The sequence below is a fragment of the Tistlia consotensis USBA 355 genome, assembly GCF_900177295.1.
Classification (GTDB): Bacteria; Pseudomonadota; Alphaproteobacteria; order Kiloniellales; family DSM-21159; genus Tistlia; species Tistlia consotensis.
Genome location: NZ_FWZX01000022.1, coordinates 58,701 through 74,711, shown reverse-complemented (window position 1 = coordinate 74,711; position 16,011 = coordinate 58,701). Strand labels below are relative to the sequence as shown.

Here is a 16,011-nt window from a genome sequence, read left to right as displayed (position 1 = left end):
GGAAGCGGGCCGGCGGGGCGACGGAGGGCGCTTCCGTCCCGATCGGGCGTCAGCGGGGTGCCGCGGCGCGGCCGGCGAGACGGCTCGGCAGCAGCTCGCCGCTGCGCTCCAGCACCGGATAGGCCGCGGCCGCGACCAGGTGCGAGTTGACCTGCTTCAGGTCGCGCAGCAGGTCGAGGTGCATGGCGCTGGTCTGGGCGGTGTCGAGCCGGCGGGCACGCAGGCGCAGGAAATGCGCCTCGGTCGCGGCCGCCTCGGCGCGGCGGAAGGCGACCTTCTCGTCGGCCAGCAGGCGCGCGGCACGCCGGTCGCCGGTCATCAGCAGCGAGGCCGCCGTGCGCAGGTTGGCGATCAGCTGGTCGACCAGGCCGGTCAGCTCGGCCTGGCCGTCCTTGGAGAAGGCGAGGCCGCGCTTCAGGCGCTTGGCGGCGTGCGGCAGCAGGTTGCGCTCCACGATGTCGCCGGCCTGCTCCATGTTGGTCGCGAAGACCAGGATCTCGTTGAGCCGGGTGTGGTCCTCGTCGCTCAGCTCGTCGGGATCGATCGAGGTCAGGTAGGCCTTGATCGCCGCGTTCAGGCGATCGAGCACGTCGTCCAGGCGCTTGGTCTCGGCGATCAGGCGCTTGTCGCCCTTGGCCAGGGCGTCGCGGGCGCCGTGCAGCATCTCCTCCAGCACGTCGGCGAGGCGCAGCGCCTCGCGCGCGGCTCCGCCGAGGGCGATCGCCGGCGTCGCCTTGGCCGCCTTGTCGAGATAGAGCGGCCGCGAGGGATCGACCGGCTGGGCGCTGTCCGGCAGCAGGCGGCGCAGCAGCCAGGCATAGGGGCCGAGCAGCGGCAGCATGACCAGGGCCAGCGCCAGGTTGAACAGCGTGTGGAAGTCGGCGACCGCCCGGCCGGGATCGAGCGCCGTGATCAGCGGCACCAGGGGGCCGAGCACGGACAGCACCAGCAGCGCGCCGGCGATGCGCGCCAGCAGGTTGCCGAGCGGCAGGCGCCTGGCCGCGGGCTCGCGTCCGGCGGCGCCCTCGAGCAGCGGGTTCACCGCGGTGCCGAGGTTGGCGCCGAGCACGAAGGCGAAGGCGGCCTCCGGCGGCACCACGCCGTTGACCGACAGCGACACGACCAGCAGCACCACGGCGACGCTGGAATGCACGGCCCAGGTCAGCAGCGCGGCCAGGATCAGGTCGAGCAGCGGCACGTTGGAGACCGCGCCGAGCAGGATCTGGAACAGCGGCGCGTGCTCGTAGGGCCGCATGATGATGATCAGCTGGTGCAGCGCCAGCAGCATCAGGCCGAGGCCGATGAAGACGCGGCCGAGGTCGTGCACCTGCGGGCTGCCGTCGCGCCGGAACATGACGAAGCCGATCAGCACCAGGGCCGGCGCCAGCAGCTCGACGTCGAAGGACAGCAGCTGGACGATCAGGGTGCTGCCGATGCCGGCGCCGAGCATCACCGCGAGGCCCGGTACCAGGCCGACCAGGCCGTCGGCGGCGAAGCCGGTCGCCATCAGGCCGGTCGCCGTGCTGCTCTGCAGCGCCGCGGTGACGCCGGTGCCGGCGGCCAGCGCCGTGAAGCGGTTGCGCAGGGCGCTGCCCAGCAGCGAGCGCAGGCGCGGCCCGAAGGCGCGCTGCATGCCGCTCTGCACCATGTGCGTGCCCCAGAGCAGCAGCGCCACGGTGCCGGCGAGCTGGATCAGGGCGATCGAGAATTCCATCGGGCGCCTCTCCTGCGACCAACGGACAAGAGAATCACTCCGCCGATGGTTCCGCAAGCGGGCTGTTGAGGAACCGCTCGCCTGGCGATCCGGTACCCCGCCGGGGCGCGCTCAGTCCTTCTCGGAGCCCGGGCCGCGGGTCGCCCAGATGGCGCTGAGGAACAGGCAGCGGGCGCGCGGCAGGACGAAGAGCGCGAGCAGCAGGGCGAAGCCCGGCCAGACGGTCTTGGAGACCCAGTCCGGCCAGTCGGTGTGGCTCTCGACGAAGAGCGCCAGCGGCACGGTGACGTGGCCGACGAACAGGATGGTCAGCCAGGGCGCGGCATCGTCGGAGCGCAGGTGGCCGAAGGGCTCGCCGCAGACGCTGCAGGCCTCGACCTGCTTCAGGTAGCCGGCGAGCAGCCTGCCGCGGCCGCAGTTCGGGCAGCGGCAGAGCAGGCCGCGCCTGATGGCGAGGCCCAGCCGGGGACGGGTCGCCGCCGGGCGGCTCACGAGGTGGCTCCCCGGGTGGCTTCCCGGGCCGGCAGCGGCGCGACCAGGGCGAGCAGGCCGCGCAGGATCTCGACCGGGCGCGGCGGGCAGCCGGGGATCGTCAGGTCGACCGGCAGCACCGCCGCGACGCCGCCCTCGACCGCGTAGCTGCCGGCGAAGCAGCCGCCGTCGACGGCGCAGTCGCCGGCCGCGACCAGCCACTTGGGATCCGGCGTCGCCTGCCAGGTGCGTTCCAGCGCCTCGCGCATGTTCTTCGTCACCGGCCCGGTGACCAGCAGGACGTCGGCATGGCGCGGCGAGGCGACGAAGCGCAGGCCGTAGCGCTCCAGGTCGTAGAAGGCGTTGTTGAGGGCATGGATCTCCAGCTCGCAGCCGTTGCAGGAGCCGGCATCGACCTCACGGATCGCCAGGCTGCGGCCGAGGCGGCGGCGCGCCCGCTCGCCGAGCGCGGCGGCCAGCGCGTCGAGCTCGCGCTGCTCCGGCGCCGGCGGCGGCTCGGTCAGGGGCAGGCGGATCAGGCTCTCGAACAGCAGCTTGCGCATCGTGGTTTCTTTCGTCTCTTCGGAGGACGTCCGCTTTTCCGTCATTCCCGCGAAGGCGGGAATCCAGGGCCGGTCCGCTGCGGCCTGTGGCCCCTGGATCCCCGCCTCCGCGGGGATGACGGGTGAAATGTGTGGAGCGCCTGCAAGCGATCATTCCTTCCTAGAGGTCGTGGCCGGCGTAGGAGCAGTTGAACGACTTGTTGCAGAGCGGGAAGTCCGCGACGATGTTGCCCTCGATCGCGGCCTCCAGCAGCGGCCACTGGAACCAGGAGGGGTCGCGCAGGTGGCAGCGCACGACCCGGCCCTCGGCGTCGAGCCGCAGCCAGGCCAGGAGGTCGCCGCGGAAGCCCTCGACCAGCGACACCCCTTCCCGCGCCTCGCCTGCCGGCTCGATCCGCGCGGCGAGCGGGCCGTCCGGCAGGGCCGCCAGGATCTGCTCGATCAGGGCGAGGCTCTGCTCGACCTCGCGGATGCGGATCCAGACCCGGGCGTCGACGTCACCGGTCTCCAGGACCGGCACCTCGAAGGCGAGGCCCTCGTACAGCGTCTGGCCGGGCAGGCGGCGCGCGTCGAAGCCGCGCCCGGAGGCGCGGCCGACGAAGCCGCCGGCCCCGAACCGCCGGGCCAGGGCGGGCGCGACGATGCCGGTGCCGACCGTTCGGTCGCGCAGCGAGGGCGTCTCGTCGAACAGCGTGACCAGGCGCGGGAAGCGCCGGCGGACCTCGGCGACCAGGGCAGCCAGCGCGGCCCGGCCGTCGGCCCCGAGATCGGCGGCGACGCCGCCGGGCACGATCCGGTCGCGCAGCAGGCGGTGGCCGAAGGCGCCGTCGGCGGCGCGCAGCACCCGCTCGCGCAGCACGCCGCAGTGGCTGTGCAGCAGCGCGAAGGCGGCGTCGTTGCAGACCGCGCCGATGTCGCCGAGGTGGTTGGCGAGGCGCTCCAGCTCGGCCATCAGCACGCGCAGGCGCCGCGCCCGCGGCGGCACCTCGAGGCCGAGCGCCGCCTCGGCCGCCTGGGCGAAGGCCAGGGCGCAGGCGACGGTGCTGTCGCCCGAGACCCGGCCGGCCAGCTGCGCGGCGCGGGCCAGGTCGGTGCCGGCCATCAGGCTCTCGACGCCGCGGTGCACGTAGCCGAGCCGCTCCTCCAGGCGCACCACCGTCTCGCCGGCCGCGGTGAAGCGGAATTGGCCGGGCTCGATGATGCCGGCGTGCACCGGGCCGACCGCGATCTGGTGCAGCTGCTCGCCCTCGGCCTGCAGGAAGGCGTAGGGCGCCTCCTCGCGGGCCGGGCCAGGGGCGCCGAGCGGGAAGCGACGGTCCCAGCGACCGTGGTCGAGCCAGGGCCGCCGGTCGGGCAGGCCCTCGGGTTCCAGGCCGGTCAGCTCGTGGAGCGCGCGCTCCAGGCGCAGCGCCGGGGCGTGGTACTGGCCGACCGAGGGAAAGCGGCCGTCCGGGCAGTCGAGGCTGACGACCGCGGCTCCGGGCTGCGTCTCGTCCAGCAGGGCGAGGTGGACGGCCAGCCGCTCGCCGGCCTCGCCCCACAGGCCGAGCAGGGTCCAGTGGCCCGTGCCGAGCTGCTCCGCGGCGAAGCGCCAGATCGCCGGCTCGACGCGCACGCGCGGCCAGCCGCCGTGCGCGGCGACCCGGCGTCCCTCGAGCAGCAGGTCGATCAGCGCGGGCATGGCGGCTCTCCCCTCCGGCTCATCCGAGCAGCCCGGCGACGTGCTGGAACCAGGCGACCAGCGGCGGCGGCAGGTAGAGGCCGGCGACCAGCACCAGCGCCAGGTGGGCGTACATCGGCAGCGGCGAGGCGCCAACCGCCGCGCGGCTGCCGCTCGGCTCGCCGAAGGCGAGGCTGCCGATCCTGAGGGTCAGCGCGCCGAAGGCGATCAGCAGGCCGGCGACCAGCGGGATCGCCAGCAGCGGCTCGCGGGCGAAGGTCGAGCTGACGACCAGGAACTCGCTCATGAAGACGCCGAGCGGCGGCAGCCCGGCGATCGCCGCGACGCCGATCACCAGGCCCCAGCCGAGCCCGGGGTGGCTCTCGGTCAGGCCGCGGATCTCGGCGATCTTCTGGGTGCCCTTGACCTGGGCGACGTGGCCGACGGCGTAGAAGATCGCCGACTTGGTCAGGCTGTGCATGACCATGTGCAGCAGGCCGGCGAAGTTGGCCAGGGGGCCGCCCATGCCGAAGGCGAAGACGATGATCCCCATGTGCTCGATCGAGGAGTAGGCGAAGAGCCGCTTGATGTCGCGCCGGCGGTACAGCATGAAGCCGGCGAAGATCAGCGAGGTCAGGCCCATGGTGACCATCAGCGGGCCCGGCGCGATCGCCTCGGGGCTGGCCGCCAGCAGGATCTTGAAGCGCAGCACGGCATAGAGCGCGACGTTGAGCAGCAGGCCCGAGAGCACCGCGGAGATCGGCGTCGGGCCCTCGGCGTGGGCGTCGGGCAGCCAGGCGTGCAGCGGCGCCAGCCCGACCTTGGTGCCGTAGCCGAGCAGCAGGAACACGAAGGCGACGTCGAGCAGGGCCGGGTCGAAGCCGGCGGCACGCGAGACCAGCACCGTCCAGACCATGGCGTCCTGGCCCTCGCCGAGCACCGGCCGGGCGGCCATGTAGACCAGGATCGTGCCGAACAGCGCGAGCGCGATGCCGACGCTGCCCAGGATGAAGTACTTCCAGGCCGCCTCCAGCGCCTCGTGGGTGCGGTAGATGCCGACCATCAGCACGGTCGACAGGGTCGCCAGCTCGACCGCGACCCACATCAGGCCGATGTTGTTCGACACGAACGCCAGGTTCATGCCGAACATCATCACCTGGAACATGGCGTGGTAGAATCTGAGGTAGGTCGGCGTCAGCCGCCCGGTCTCCAGCTCGTGGCCGATGTAGCCGGCGCTGAAGATCGAGGTCGTGAAGCCGACGAAGCAGTTCAGCACGATGAAGACGATGTTGAGGTCGTCGACCTGCAGGTAGGGCCCGGGCGCCGGCCGCTCGCCGCCGAGCAGCGCCAGCGCCGCCAGCAGGGTCAGCAGGCTGGCCAGCACGTTGAGCCTGGCCGGCAGGCGGTAGCCGGGCAGCAGCGCCAGCAGCGCCGCCGCCGCTGCCGGAACCAGCAGCACCGCGGTCACGGCGTCGGTCGCCAGGCTTTCCAGGAAGAGGCCGCTCATCGCCGCTCGCCCCGGAAGTCGTCGAGCGCGCCGACGTCGACCGTGTCGAAGCGCTCGCGGATGCGGAACAGGAAGACGCCGATCACGATGAAGGCGATCAGCACCGAGAAGGCGACCGAGATCTCGACCACCAGCGGCATGCCCTTGGCGCCGGTCGCCGCCAGCACCAGGCCGTTCTCGAGCGACATGAAGCCGACGACCTGGCTGACCGCGTTGCGCCGGGTCACCATGACCAGCAGGCCGAGCAGCACGACCGAGAGCGCGAAGGCCAGGTCCTCGCGGGCCAGCGGGTCGGCGCCCGGGGTCACCCGCAGCATCAGCACCAGGGACAGCGCGACCAGGCCCATGCCGACCAGCATGGTCGCGCCGACGCCGACCGCGGTCTCGATGTCGCGGTGGATGCCCAGGCGCTCGACGATGCGGTGCAGGGCGACCGGGATGATCAGGGCCTTGAAGATCAGCGCGATCAGGGCGGTGACGTAGAGGTGGGGCGCCGCCTGGGTGAAGGCCTGCCAGGCGACCGAGGTGGCCAGCAGCAGGGCGTGCAGGGCATAGAGGTTGAGCAGCGCATAGAGCCGGTGCTGGTAGAGCATCATGAAGCTGACCAGCACCAGGCCGCCGGCCAGCAGGTGCGCGGTGTCGAAGCCGAGGCTGCCCATCTCGAGGCCGGACATCTAGAGGCTCCCCATCACAGGCTCACCATCACAGGCTCACCATCACAGGCTCCGGGAGACGAACAGCAGCAGGGTGCCGAGCAGGCCGAGCATCAGCGCAGCGCCCAGGAACTCCGGCACGCGGAACACCCGGAGCTTGGCGGTGACCGTCTCGAGCAGGGCCAGCAGCAGGCCGCCGGCGGCCAGCTTGGCGAGCCAGGCCGCGACGCCGACCAGCGCGTCCAGCGGCCCGGCGCCGGCCGTCGCGATGCCCCAGGGCAGGAAGACGCAGGCGATCAGCGAGAGATAGAGCAGCAGCTTGAGGGAGGCGGCCAGCTCGAGCATCGCGAGATGCCGGCCCGAGTACTCCAGCACCATGGCCTCGTGGACCATGGTCAGCTCCAGGTGCGTCGCCGGGTTGTCGATCGGGATCCGGCCGTTCTCGGCGACCGCGACCATGATCAGCGCGATCAGCGCCATGCCCAGGGTGACGCGCAGGCCGACGCCCGGCTCGGTCATGAAGGTCGCGACGGTCGAGAGCTGGGTCGAGCCGGCCAGCAGGGCCAGGCTGAAGACGATCAGCAGCATCGCCGGCTCGGCCAGGGAGGCGATCATCACCTCGCGGCTGGAGCCCAGGCCGCCGAAGGCCGTGCCGACGTCCATGCCGGCCAGCGCCAGGAAGAAGCGCGCCGTGCCGAGCAGCGCGATGATCGCGATCAGGTCGGCCGACCAGCTGAACACCAGGCCGGTCGCGAAGGTCGGCACCAGCGAGGCGGCGACCCAGGTCGCGGCGAAGATCAGGTAGGGCACGGCGCGGAACAGCCAGGAGGCGTTCTCGGCCAGCACGACCTCCTTGCGGGTGAGCCGCAGCAGGTCGCGATAGGGCTGCAGCAGCGAAGGCCCGCGCCGGCGCTGCAGCCGCGCCTTGACCTTGCGCACGAAGCCGGTCAGCAGCGGCGCCAGCAGCAGCACCAGGGCCATCTGCGCGCCCTGGACCAGGAGGTCGGAGATCATGACCATAGGGCCAGCACCAGCAGCAGCGTGACCAGGGCCAGGAAGACCAGGCTGAGGTAGCGCCGGATGGTCAGGAACTGCAGGCCGTTGAGGCGGTCGGCGGCGAAGCCGACGGCGCGGCCGAGCGGCGCGTAGAGCGTCTCCCAGACGCGGTCGGTGAGGGCGAGCTCGAAGCGGGCCGGCGCCAGCGAGCCGGGCGGCGGCATCTCGACCCGCTCGGCGGCGGCGAACAGCAGCGGCCCGAAGACGCGGCGGATCGGCTGGGCGAAGCTGGCGGCGGAGTACTGGCCGGCCGGCACGGCATCGGGGAAGCCGCAGCCCCAGGCCGGGCCGCGCCGCAGCGCCCGGCTGGCGAGGCGATGGACCGCCAGCGCCGCGAGGCCGCCCGAGATCGCCATGAAGAGGAAGACCAGCAGGCCGTTGTAGGAGCTGCGGCTCTCGGCGATCGGCACGATCGACAGCCAGGGCACCTCGCGCTGCAGCGGCATGGCGGCGCCCAGCAGGCTGTGCGTCACCGGCGCCAGGCCGTCGATGACCAGGCCCGGCAGCAGGCCGGCGGCGAGGCAGAGCGCGGCCAGGCCGAGCATCGCGGCGAGCATCCAGCGCTCGACCTCGCGGGCCCCGGCAGCGGCGGGGCTGCGCGGCCGGCCGAGGAAGCCGACGCCGTAGAGCTTGACGAAGCAGGCGGCCGCCAGCGCCGCGGCCAGGGCCAGCAGGCCGCCGACCGCCGGCACCAGGATCTTCAGGCCCCACTGCGCCAAGTCCGGGCTCTTCAGCACGGCCTGGAACAGCAGCCACTCGGAGGCGAAGCCGTTGAGCGGCGGCAGCGCCGAGATCGCGAGGCAGCCGGCCAGCGCGACGACGGCGGTGACCGGCAGCCGGTGGATCAGTCCGCCGAGCCGTTCCAGGTCGCGCTCGCCGGTCGCGGTCATCACCGCGCCGGCGCCGAAGAACAGCAGGCTCTTGAACAGCGAGTGGTTGAGCGCGTGGAACAGGGCCGCGGTCAGGGCCAGCGCCGCGGCCAGGCCCAGGCCGTCGGCCTTGAAGGCGAAGGCGAGGCCGAGCCCGGCGAAGATCACGCCGACGTTCTCGATCGTGCTGTAGGCGAGCAGGCGCTTGAGGTCGCTCTCCATCAGGGCGTGGAGGATGCCGATCACCGCCGTCGCGCTGCCCAGGCACAGCAGCACGATGCCGGACCACCAGGTGGCACCCCCCGAGAGGTCGAGGACGATGCGCAGGAAGCCGTAGATCGCGACCTTGGTCATGACGCCGCTCATCAGCCCCGAGACGTGGCTGGGGGCCGCCGGATGGGCGAGCGGCAGCCAGACGTGGAGCGGCACCAGGCCCGCCTTGGAGCCGGCGCCGAGCAGCGCCAGGGCCAGCACCAGGGCGGCGACGACGTCGTGGCCGCCGGCGGCCGCCGCGCGCATCTCGGCGAAGCCGTAGGCGCCGCCGGGGCCGGCGAGCAGGCCGAAGGTGAGCAGCAGCGACAGGGTGCCGAAGCTCGCCATGACCAGGTAGACGAAGCCGGCACGCCGGTTCTCCGCCTCGTGATGGTGCGCCATGACCAGGGCCCAGGAGGCCAGGGACATGAACTCCCAGGACAGGAGGAAGCTGAAGGCGTCGGCGGCGGCGACGACCAGGGTCATGGCCGCCAGGAAGGCCGGGAAGAAGGGCAGCACCCGCTGCGGCGCTTCCTCGTGGCGGCCGTAGCCGAGCCCGTAGAGGCTGGCCGCCGCCCCGCCCAGGGCGACCACGACCAGGAAGAAGGCGGCGAGCGGGTCGAGCGCGAAGCGCGCGCCGATCCAGGGCAGGCCGAGCGGCAGGGTCAGGGCCGGCGTCGCGCCGCCGCCGAGCAGCCTGTCGAGGGCCGCGGCCAGGACCAGGAGGCAGAGCAGCAGGCTGGCGCCGTAGACCAGCGGCCGGCCCGCCGGCCGGCGGGCCGCGGCGACCCCGAGCACGGCCGTGCCGAGCAGCGCGGCGACGCAGCAGAGCACGACGAGCAGGGACATGGTGCCGCGCGGCCTCCTAGGCGCCGTTGCCGGAGGGGAGGGAGGCCGGCGCGACGGTCTCGCTCTCGGCCGGCGCCTTGAGCCGGATGCCCCGGCCACCGCCCTGGCTGGCCGCGTTCTCGGCGATCAGCTCGATGCCGGCGGAGTCGAGCGCGCCGACCAGCTTCATCAGCGAATCGACATTGCCGCGGATCACCCCGTCGCTGGCCTCCATGCGCTGGATCGTCGGCACCGACAGGCTCGACAGCTCGGCCAGCCGGCGCTGGTCGATGCCGAGCAGGGCGCGGGCGGCGCGCAGCTGGGCGGCGGTGATCATGGGGCTGAGGCCTCATGCGCTTGAGATGAGGGTTGCTGTATACGACAGGCTTAATGATGTTTCAAGCATCAGTAATGAGGCGTGAACAGTGAGTTGGGCCTCGGCCCGTCATCCCGGACGCCAGGCGAGCCCGAGAGCCCGAAGGCTTCCGGGACGACGGATTCGGCGTCGAGCGCCAGGCCCGGCCCCTACAGGCCGAACCGCTCCTTGATCAGGCGGGCGCAGTCGAGGGGCGTCGCCGCGGCGCTGCCGACCGTCAGATCGTAGTCGACGCCCTCGTGGACCCGCTCGTGCTGCCAGCGCGCGAGACCGAGGCGGCGGTCGCCGCGGGCGCGTTCGCGCGCCTCCAGCACGGCGAGCGGCGCGAAGACGCCGATCCAGCGGACCTCGAGGCCGGCGAGGCGGGCCCGGTAGTCGGCGGCGGCGCCGCCGAGCAGCACCTCGTCGACGATCAGGTCGTTGCCGGCCCGGGCCAGGGCGGCGACGGCCTCGCGCATGCCGGTCAGGGCCCGTTCGGCGACGGGTCCGCTGCGCACGGCGAGCGCCGCTGCTCCCGCCTCCTCGACCGGCTCGAAGACGACGCCCTGGGCGTGGCCCCAACAAGCAGCCGGCAGCATGTCCAGGAAGTCGTCCATCGCGACGTGCAGCCAGGGCTCCGCGGCGATCTCCTGGAGGGCCTTGGCGATCGAGCTCTTGCCGGCGCTGCTGGAGCCGTTGAGCAGCAGGATGCGGCCGGGACCGCTCGCGGGACGGGTCATCGGGGAAGCCTCAGTCGAAGAACACCGTCTCGGAATCCCAGGGCGACCGGCGCATGGCCGCGAGCCGCGAACGCCAGTCGCCGACGTGGATCTCCAGCTTGTGGCCGTCGGGATCGAGGAAATAGAGCGAATCGCCCTCGCTCCTGTCGTCCTTCCAGAGCAGCGCCTCGGCCGAGTGGATCCGGGCCGCCAGCCGGCCGAAGTCCCGGGCCGGCACGTCGAAGGCGAGGTGCGTGTACTCGGGCAGCGGCTCGGGACGGGTCGTCTCGTCCAGGCTGAGGCAGAGCCAGAGCTCGCCGGCCAGCAGGTAGGCACCGCTGCGCCAGCGCGCCAGCGGCCGGCACTGCAGGACCTCCGTGTAGAAGCGGAACGACCGCTCGAGGTCGCGCACCGCCAGGGTGACGTGGTTGAGGCCGGTGATCATGGCAGCCGCTCCGAAGCCCGGCGGCCAGTCTGCCCTCGGTTCCGCGATTCAGCCAGCGCCGCTCAGCGATGGACGCGGGGCGGCTTGCGCAGCGGATCGAAGGGAGCGAGCGGCACCGTGGTCTCGCGGCCGAGCGCGGCCTGGGCCAGCAGCCTTCCGGCGAAGGGGCCCATGGTCAGGCCGCCGGCGCCGAGGCCGTTGCCGATCAGCAGGCCCTCGACCCCTTCGGCCGGGCCGAGCCGCGGCCGGTTGTCCTTGGCGAGCGGCCGGAAGCCGATGCGGATCTCGTGCAGGGGCCAGTCGGCGAGGCCCGGCGCGGTCGCGAGGCCGGCGTTCAGCACCTCGGCGACGCCGGCCGCGGTCAGCCGGTGGTCGAAGCCCGAGCCGGTCTCGCGGGTCGCGCCGATCACCACCCGCGAGTCCGCGAAGGCCAGCAGGTAGTAGCTGTTGAGCGGCTGCAGGCTCGGCCAGCCGGCGGTCTCGGCGCCGGGCCGGCGCAGATGGACGATCTGGCCGCGCTGTGGCGCGACCGTCAGGGCGATCCCGGCCGGCGCCAGCAGCTCTGCCGCCCAGGCTCCGGCGGCGACCACGACCCAGTCGGCCTCGATCGTCTCGCCCCCACCCGATTCGCTCCCCACCGTGACGCCCGCGACCCGGTCGCCGCGCAGCAGCAGCCCGGCGGAGCCCTCGATCCGCCGGGCCCCCCGACGCGAGGCCGCGCGGGCCAGGGCCTCGGCCACCAGGCGGCCGTCGACCCGCGCGCCGCCCTCGACGAAGACGCCCGGCAGGTCGGGGCGCAGCGGCGGGAAGAGGGCCTGCGCCTGCTGCGGCGCCAGCCGCTCGATCCGCCCGGCCTCCGGCGCCTCGGCGGCGCGCGCTCGGATCCGGCGCTCGGCGGCGTCCAGGGTGTCGGGCTCGTCGGGCACGTAGAGGGCACCGACCCGGGCATAGCCCACGTCCGTCTCGCCGTCCTCCGCCAGCGCCGCCAGCAGCTCGGGATAGTAACGGGCGCCGTCGGCCAGCAGGCCGTAGCCCGCCGGGTTCTCCAGCTTCGAGCCCCAGGGCGAGACGATGCCGGCGCCGGCCGCCGTCGCCCGGCCCCGGTCGTCGCGGTCGACCAGCACGACCTCGGCCCCCTCGCGCGCGAGATGCCAGGCGGTGCTGGCGCCGAGGATGCCGGCGCCGACGACGATCACTTTCATGGACGGCACACCCGCGATGGCGCCACAGGTTTAGTTACAGTTCGCATTCAGAGCGCATCAACTTGTATCCAGATCTGATCCTAGCTTAAGTTTAATTCTGACAACATTTTTCCCACTCTGGCGCTGAATTTTCGATCTGGAACAAAAAGATTCCCATGATCGCCGCGCACTTTCCTAAGAATTCCTTCAGATATCAGCACTCCAAGTATTTTTTCCGTGTACCCATGGCGGTCGACCTGACCGAGCCCGCGAAGCAAGGCGGCTTCCTGGCGTCCAGAGCCGGGCTGGAAGAAGGTCTTCTTTAGAATGGTGACAAGTATTTTGTGTTGGTGCGTCAGGTTAACATTTTTGATAGCAGAGACGGTGGAAACTGGTTCGAACTCGGATATCTCGCTTTCTTGAACCCAAATTGGCAACCCCCGGGGTCCTGATACGCCAAGCGCCTTTTGTATCACGCAGCTAGTTATCTTAACGCCATCTATGGGATGGTCCGGCAGTGTCATCTTGTAAATGATGCAGTACTTAAACTCTAGATTTTTGGCAAGAACATGAGAAAAATCAAGAGAAAGCACTGTCCCCTCTACCAAAGTCATGTTTTTGAAGTCCAGGGCGCTAGCATTAGTTCTCAGTAAAGAGCATGCAATGTCGCATCCCGCAATTTTGTTTTCCCCGCCATTGATTTTGTGAACATAACTCAGAGCGGAGCTTAACCGCTTTTCATTTGAAAGCTCTTTTGCTAGAACCCTCTGGCCAAGTTCAGAAAGCGGATTCTGCCAGCTTTCTCGCGGAAGCGCTAGATCAAAACTCTCGATGCTCTTCACTAGATCGATAGCTCTTAATCCATCTAGTATGTACGTATCAATAAACCTCCGATCGTCATTGTCCAAGCTGGTTCGGCCAAGTCCCGGTAGCCTCTGCAACAACACAGATGCTTCCTGTACGGGATGGGTACCCAGTACGCTCTCAAAGGCGTCCTGAATCTCAGAGTAGCTTATCGGTCCAACGTCTTCGTCTTTCGCCCTTGTCATTCGTGCTAATCTAACCAAAATGCTCTTAATTGAATCTGCATCTAATATTTCTCTTATTCTCTCTTCTCTTCTGCACATGACTGTCAAGAAGGTATTCCAGAAACTGATATCTCCGTTGTCATCTTCGAGTATTATTGCAAGCTCTTCTTCGTCCAGCGAGGCTATGGCTTGGCACATCAACGGACGTCGCGGAAGCCATTCAGGGACGATGAGTACGCTGTCACTTATTAGATTTAGAAAGCGCTCAAGTTCCTCGTCGCTAAACTCATCTTTGCACCGTCCTTCCAATGTGGATTCTTTTTCTAAACCCAGGCATTTCATCATTTCGCCGGTACTGTTAAAGTAATGCTCTCTTCCGGTGATCAAGGCCCCTTTGTCAGACGCTTGTATCAGGTCCCGAACTCCTCGCAATGAGTCGAATCGAATTCTCTGTAATGTCTGTGGGTCGTCACTCCATGATTGAGAGCCAACTTCGTCAAATCCATCTAATAACAACCCAACATGACCAGCATTGAGTGCCCGAATCGCAAAGTCAGATTCGTCACTAAGTCCCAGTTGGTCGAAATGGCGACGAATTATTTCTTGTCCAGACTGCAATCCCCATGTCGTTTTGAGGTCGATTGCGAAATAATATGCTTCACTGCTTTCACGGGAGAGCTTGAGGAAAACTTCTTTCACGCAACGGCTTTTCCCCGACCCATATTCACCGGTTATGACACATTTTCTTGAGGTGCGTATTATCTCTGAAAGGCCATCGATGTCTTCTTCTTTGTTTGGTTCTTTAAATGTATACTGAACGGGTACGTATGCTGTTGTATCAGGCTTTCCTGTTATGGGGTGAACGGAGCTGCCAAATTGAAGTTTTGAGCGAGCGGATACATAAAGACCATAATCAAAGAACTTAGACTCGTAACTTTCCCTTGAGAGAACTTCAATATTATGAGGTTTCCCGGCGTCTTTCATTGCATCCGTTGGTTCATACAGACAGACAAAATAGCATTTTGACATAATATTTTTATGATCATAAAGATGCCTCCTGACCAAGACTAACCGATTGACATCCGTTCTAACTTTGTCGAGATCCCGCCTCTTTGAGATCTCCACAATTATCCATTGGTCCGCGTCAACTTTTATTACACAGTCCAAATTCACTCCGTTTATTGTCTCTTTTTCCCGCGACGACCAAATTGAAGGGCGGAGATGTCTCTCACTCGTTGTTCAAGCGATTTCCAATCCATACTCGTAACCTTCAATAGGGTGATCCGGCGGTGAGTTATTCTGTACGGAAAGAGTAGCGCAACGATTGCGATGCGGGAATGAGATTCTCCAAAACGGCTTCCATCACCCTCATGCTACATCAACGTATTTCCAACTTGTCCAATCAGCCCCTGTCGCGCGCCGCGACCGCGGTCAGCAGGGCGGCGTGGCTCCAGGCGAGGTCGCCCGCCGAGCGCGGCGCGCCGCTCGCGCGGTCGAGCTGCTCGGGCAGGCGGCCGTCGGCCGGCAGCAGCCGGGCCAGGAAGCCGAGCACCGCGTCGCCCAGGGCGCTCTCGCCGCGGCGGTAGCGGTACTCGGCGAGGGCGAAGGCGCAGGGCAGGAAGACGCCGCCGCCGAGGTAGACGTCGCCGGGATAGCGGCCGAGCGCCAGGCCGTCGGTGCCGCTGCGCCCGGCGTTGACCGGGAAGTCTCGGGCGAAATACGCCTCGAGCCGCGCGACCGTCGCCTCGACCCTGGGGTCGAACAGGCCGAAGGCTCCCTCGGCCGGGCCGGCGTGCACGACTGCGACCAGCACCGCGCTGTCGAGGATCTTGCTCTCGCTGATGCCGGGGCCGGGCAGGCGGCTGCGGTAGAGGCCCTCGGCCTCTGACCAGTGCCCCGCCAGTGCGGCATCCAGCGCCTCGACCGCCGCCCGGAGGCGCTTCGCCAGCCGGGACTGGTTCCGGCGCTCGGCCCAGGCGCTGCCGCGCGCAAAGGCCGCCCGTTGGACCAGCCGGGTGAAGAAGTGCTGCCCCAGCTCCTCCTCCCAGGGGTCGAAGCCGGGCCGGCCGTGGCGGGCGAGGCAGAAGGCGAGGTCGGCGCGCAGCAGGCGCTCGGCGCGGGCGCGCTCGTCCGCCGCGGCCAGCAGGCCGCCCTCGAGCATCCGCAGGGTCGTCAGGGCGCGCAGCGCCGGGCCGTCGTGCTGCGGCCGGCCCCAGCGCAGCAGGTCGAGCGAGCCGTCGGGGTTGAAGCGGACCTCGCCGGCGACGGCCGTGCCGTGCGCCGCCAGGAACTCCTCGCGCGGCCGCAGGAAGGGCGTCAGGGTCGGCAGCAGCGGCGGCGGCCAGGCCGTCCCGGCGGCGATCCGGCGGCCGTCCCGCCGGGCGAGCGAGAGGTCGAAGGTCAGGGATTCGGCGAGCCGGCCCTTCGCGCTCCCCGGCAGCCGCCCCTGCAGGGCCAGGGTGACCAGCGCGCCGATCACGATCGCGCCGTCGCGCAGCCAGTGGAAGAAGTAGTCGGGCTCGCCCGGCCCGGGATCGGGCTCGGCGGCGGCCAGCACCGAGCCGGGCGCCGGCCGCATGACCTGGCCGAGGCGCGGGCCCGGCCGCTCCAGGCCGGTCGCCGAGACGCAGGCCAGCATGCGCTCCGCCGAGGCGACGCGCTGCCGCTCGATCCAGGCGTCGAGGGAGGCGAACTCCGCCATCGCCGTCCG

At 69.5% G+C, this 16,011-nt stretch carries 14 protein-coding genes; all 14 read right to left on the bottom strand.

Annotated elements, in window-relative coordinates:
* Positions 1-49: 49 nt before the first annotated feature.
* The 14 genes from B9O00_RS22035 to B9O00_RS21975 all read right to left on the bottom strand — a co-directional run bounded on the left by B9O00_RS22035 (position 50) and on the right by B9O00_RS21975 (position 16,002).
* Positions 50-1,714: a Na/Pi cotransporter family protein gene (locus B9O00_RS22035; RefSeq protein ID WP_085124900.1), complete on the bottom strand. Its 1,665-nt coding sequence runs from the start codon at positions 1,712-1,714 to the stop codon at positions 50-52.
* Positions 1,715-1,825: 111 nt separating this feature from the next.
* Positions 1,826-2,206 (bottom strand): DUF983 domain-containing protein, encoded by a 381-nt coding sequence (locus B9O00_RS22030; protein WP_085124899.1) that lies wholly within the window; start codon positions 2,204-2,206, stop codon positions 1,826-1,828.
* A complete protein-coding gene (locus B9O00_RS22025) occupies positions 2,203-2,748 on the bottom strand; it encodes an NADH-quinone oxidoreductase subunit B family protein (RefSeq protein ID WP_085124898.1) in 546 nt (181 codons plus the stop codon). The genes B9O00_RS22030 and B9O00_RS22025 overlap by 4 nt, the downstream gene beginning before the upstream one ends.
* 160 nt (positions 2,749-2,908) lie before the next feature.
* Entirely contained in the window at positions 2,909-4,429 is a 1,521-nt protein-coding gene (locus B9O00_RS22020) for a hydrogenase large subunit (RefSeq protein ID WP_085124897.1), read from the bottom strand.
* Between the two features lie 19 nt (positions 4,430-4,448).
* Positions 4,449-5,915, bottom strand: coding sequence for a hydrogenase 4 subunit F (locus tag B9O00_RS22015; RefSeq protein ID WP_085124896.1), 1,467 nt, complete (start codon positions 5,913-5,915; stop codon positions 4,449-4,451).
* Positions 5,912-6,589: a hydrogenase-4 component E gene (locus B9O00_RS22010; protein ID WP_322111195.1), complete on the bottom strand. Its 678-nt coding sequence runs from the start codon at positions 6,587-6,589 to the stop codon at positions 5,912-5,914. Before B9O00_RS22010 ends, B9O00_RS22015 begins: the two co-directional genes overlap by 4 nt.
* A 42-nt stretch (positions 6,590-6,631) precedes the next feature.
* Positions 6,632-7,582: a respiratory chain complex I subunit 1 family protein gene (locus B9O00_RS22005; protein WP_437123424.1), complete on the bottom strand. Its 951-nt coding sequence runs from the start codon at positions 7,580-7,582 to the stop codon at positions 6,632-6,634.
* Positions 7,579-9,594 carry a hydrogenase 4 subunit B gene (gene hyfB, locus B9O00_RS22000; RefSeq protein WP_085124894.1) on the bottom strand — a complete coding sequence of 672 codons (2,016 nt, stop codon included), beginning with the start codon at positions 9,592-9,594 and terminating at the stop codon, positions 7,579-7,581. Before hyfB ends, B9O00_RS22005 begins: the two co-directional genes overlap by 4 nt.
* A gap of 16 nt (positions 9,595-9,610) precedes the next feature.
* The gene (locus B9O00_RS21995) at positions 9,611-9,910 is read right to left on the bottom strand and encodes a helix-turn-helix domain-containing protein (protein ID WP_085124893.1); all 300 of its coding nucleotides are present in this window, start codon (positions 9,908-9,910) and stop codon (positions 9,611-9,613) included.
* A gap of 188 nt (positions 9,911-10,098) precedes the next feature.
* Positions 10,099-10,668, bottom strand: coding sequence for a chloramphenicol phosphotransferase CPT family protein (locus B9O00_RS21990; RefSeq protein WP_085124892.1), 570 nt, complete (start codon positions 10,666-10,668; stop codon positions 10,099-10,101).
* A gap of 10 nt (positions 10,669-10,678) precedes the next feature.
* The gene (locus B9O00_RS21985; RefSeq protein ID WP_085124891.1) at positions 10,679-11,092 is read right to left on the bottom strand and encodes a fosfomycin resistance glutathione transferase; all 414 of its coding nucleotides are present in this window, start codon (positions 11,090-11,092) and stop codon (positions 10,679-10,681) included.
* A 62-nt stretch (positions 11,093-11,154) separates the two neighbouring features.
* Positions 11,155-12,294 (bottom strand): NAD(P)/FAD-dependent oxidoreductase, encoded by a 1,140-nt coding sequence (locus tag B9O00_RS21980; RefSeq protein WP_085124890.1) that lies wholly within the window; start codon positions 12,292-12,294, stop codon positions 11,155-11,157.
* A gap of 80 nt (positions 12,295-12,374) precedes the next feature.
* Positions 12,375-14,426 carry an NACHT domain-containing protein gene (locus tag B9O00_RS32645; RefSeq protein WP_143596313.1) on the bottom strand — a complete coding sequence of 684 codons (2,052 nt, stop codon included), beginning with the start codon at positions 14,424-14,426 and terminating at the stop codon, positions 12,375-12,377.
* Between the two features lie 277 nt (positions 14,427-14,703).
* Complete coding sequence (locus B9O00_RS21975; RefSeq protein WP_085124889.1) at positions 14,704-16,002, bottom strand: glycoside hydrolase family 15 protein; 1,299 nt, start codon at positions 16,000-16,002, stop codon at positions 14,704-14,706.
* Positions 16,003-16,011 lie beyond the last annotated feature (9 nt).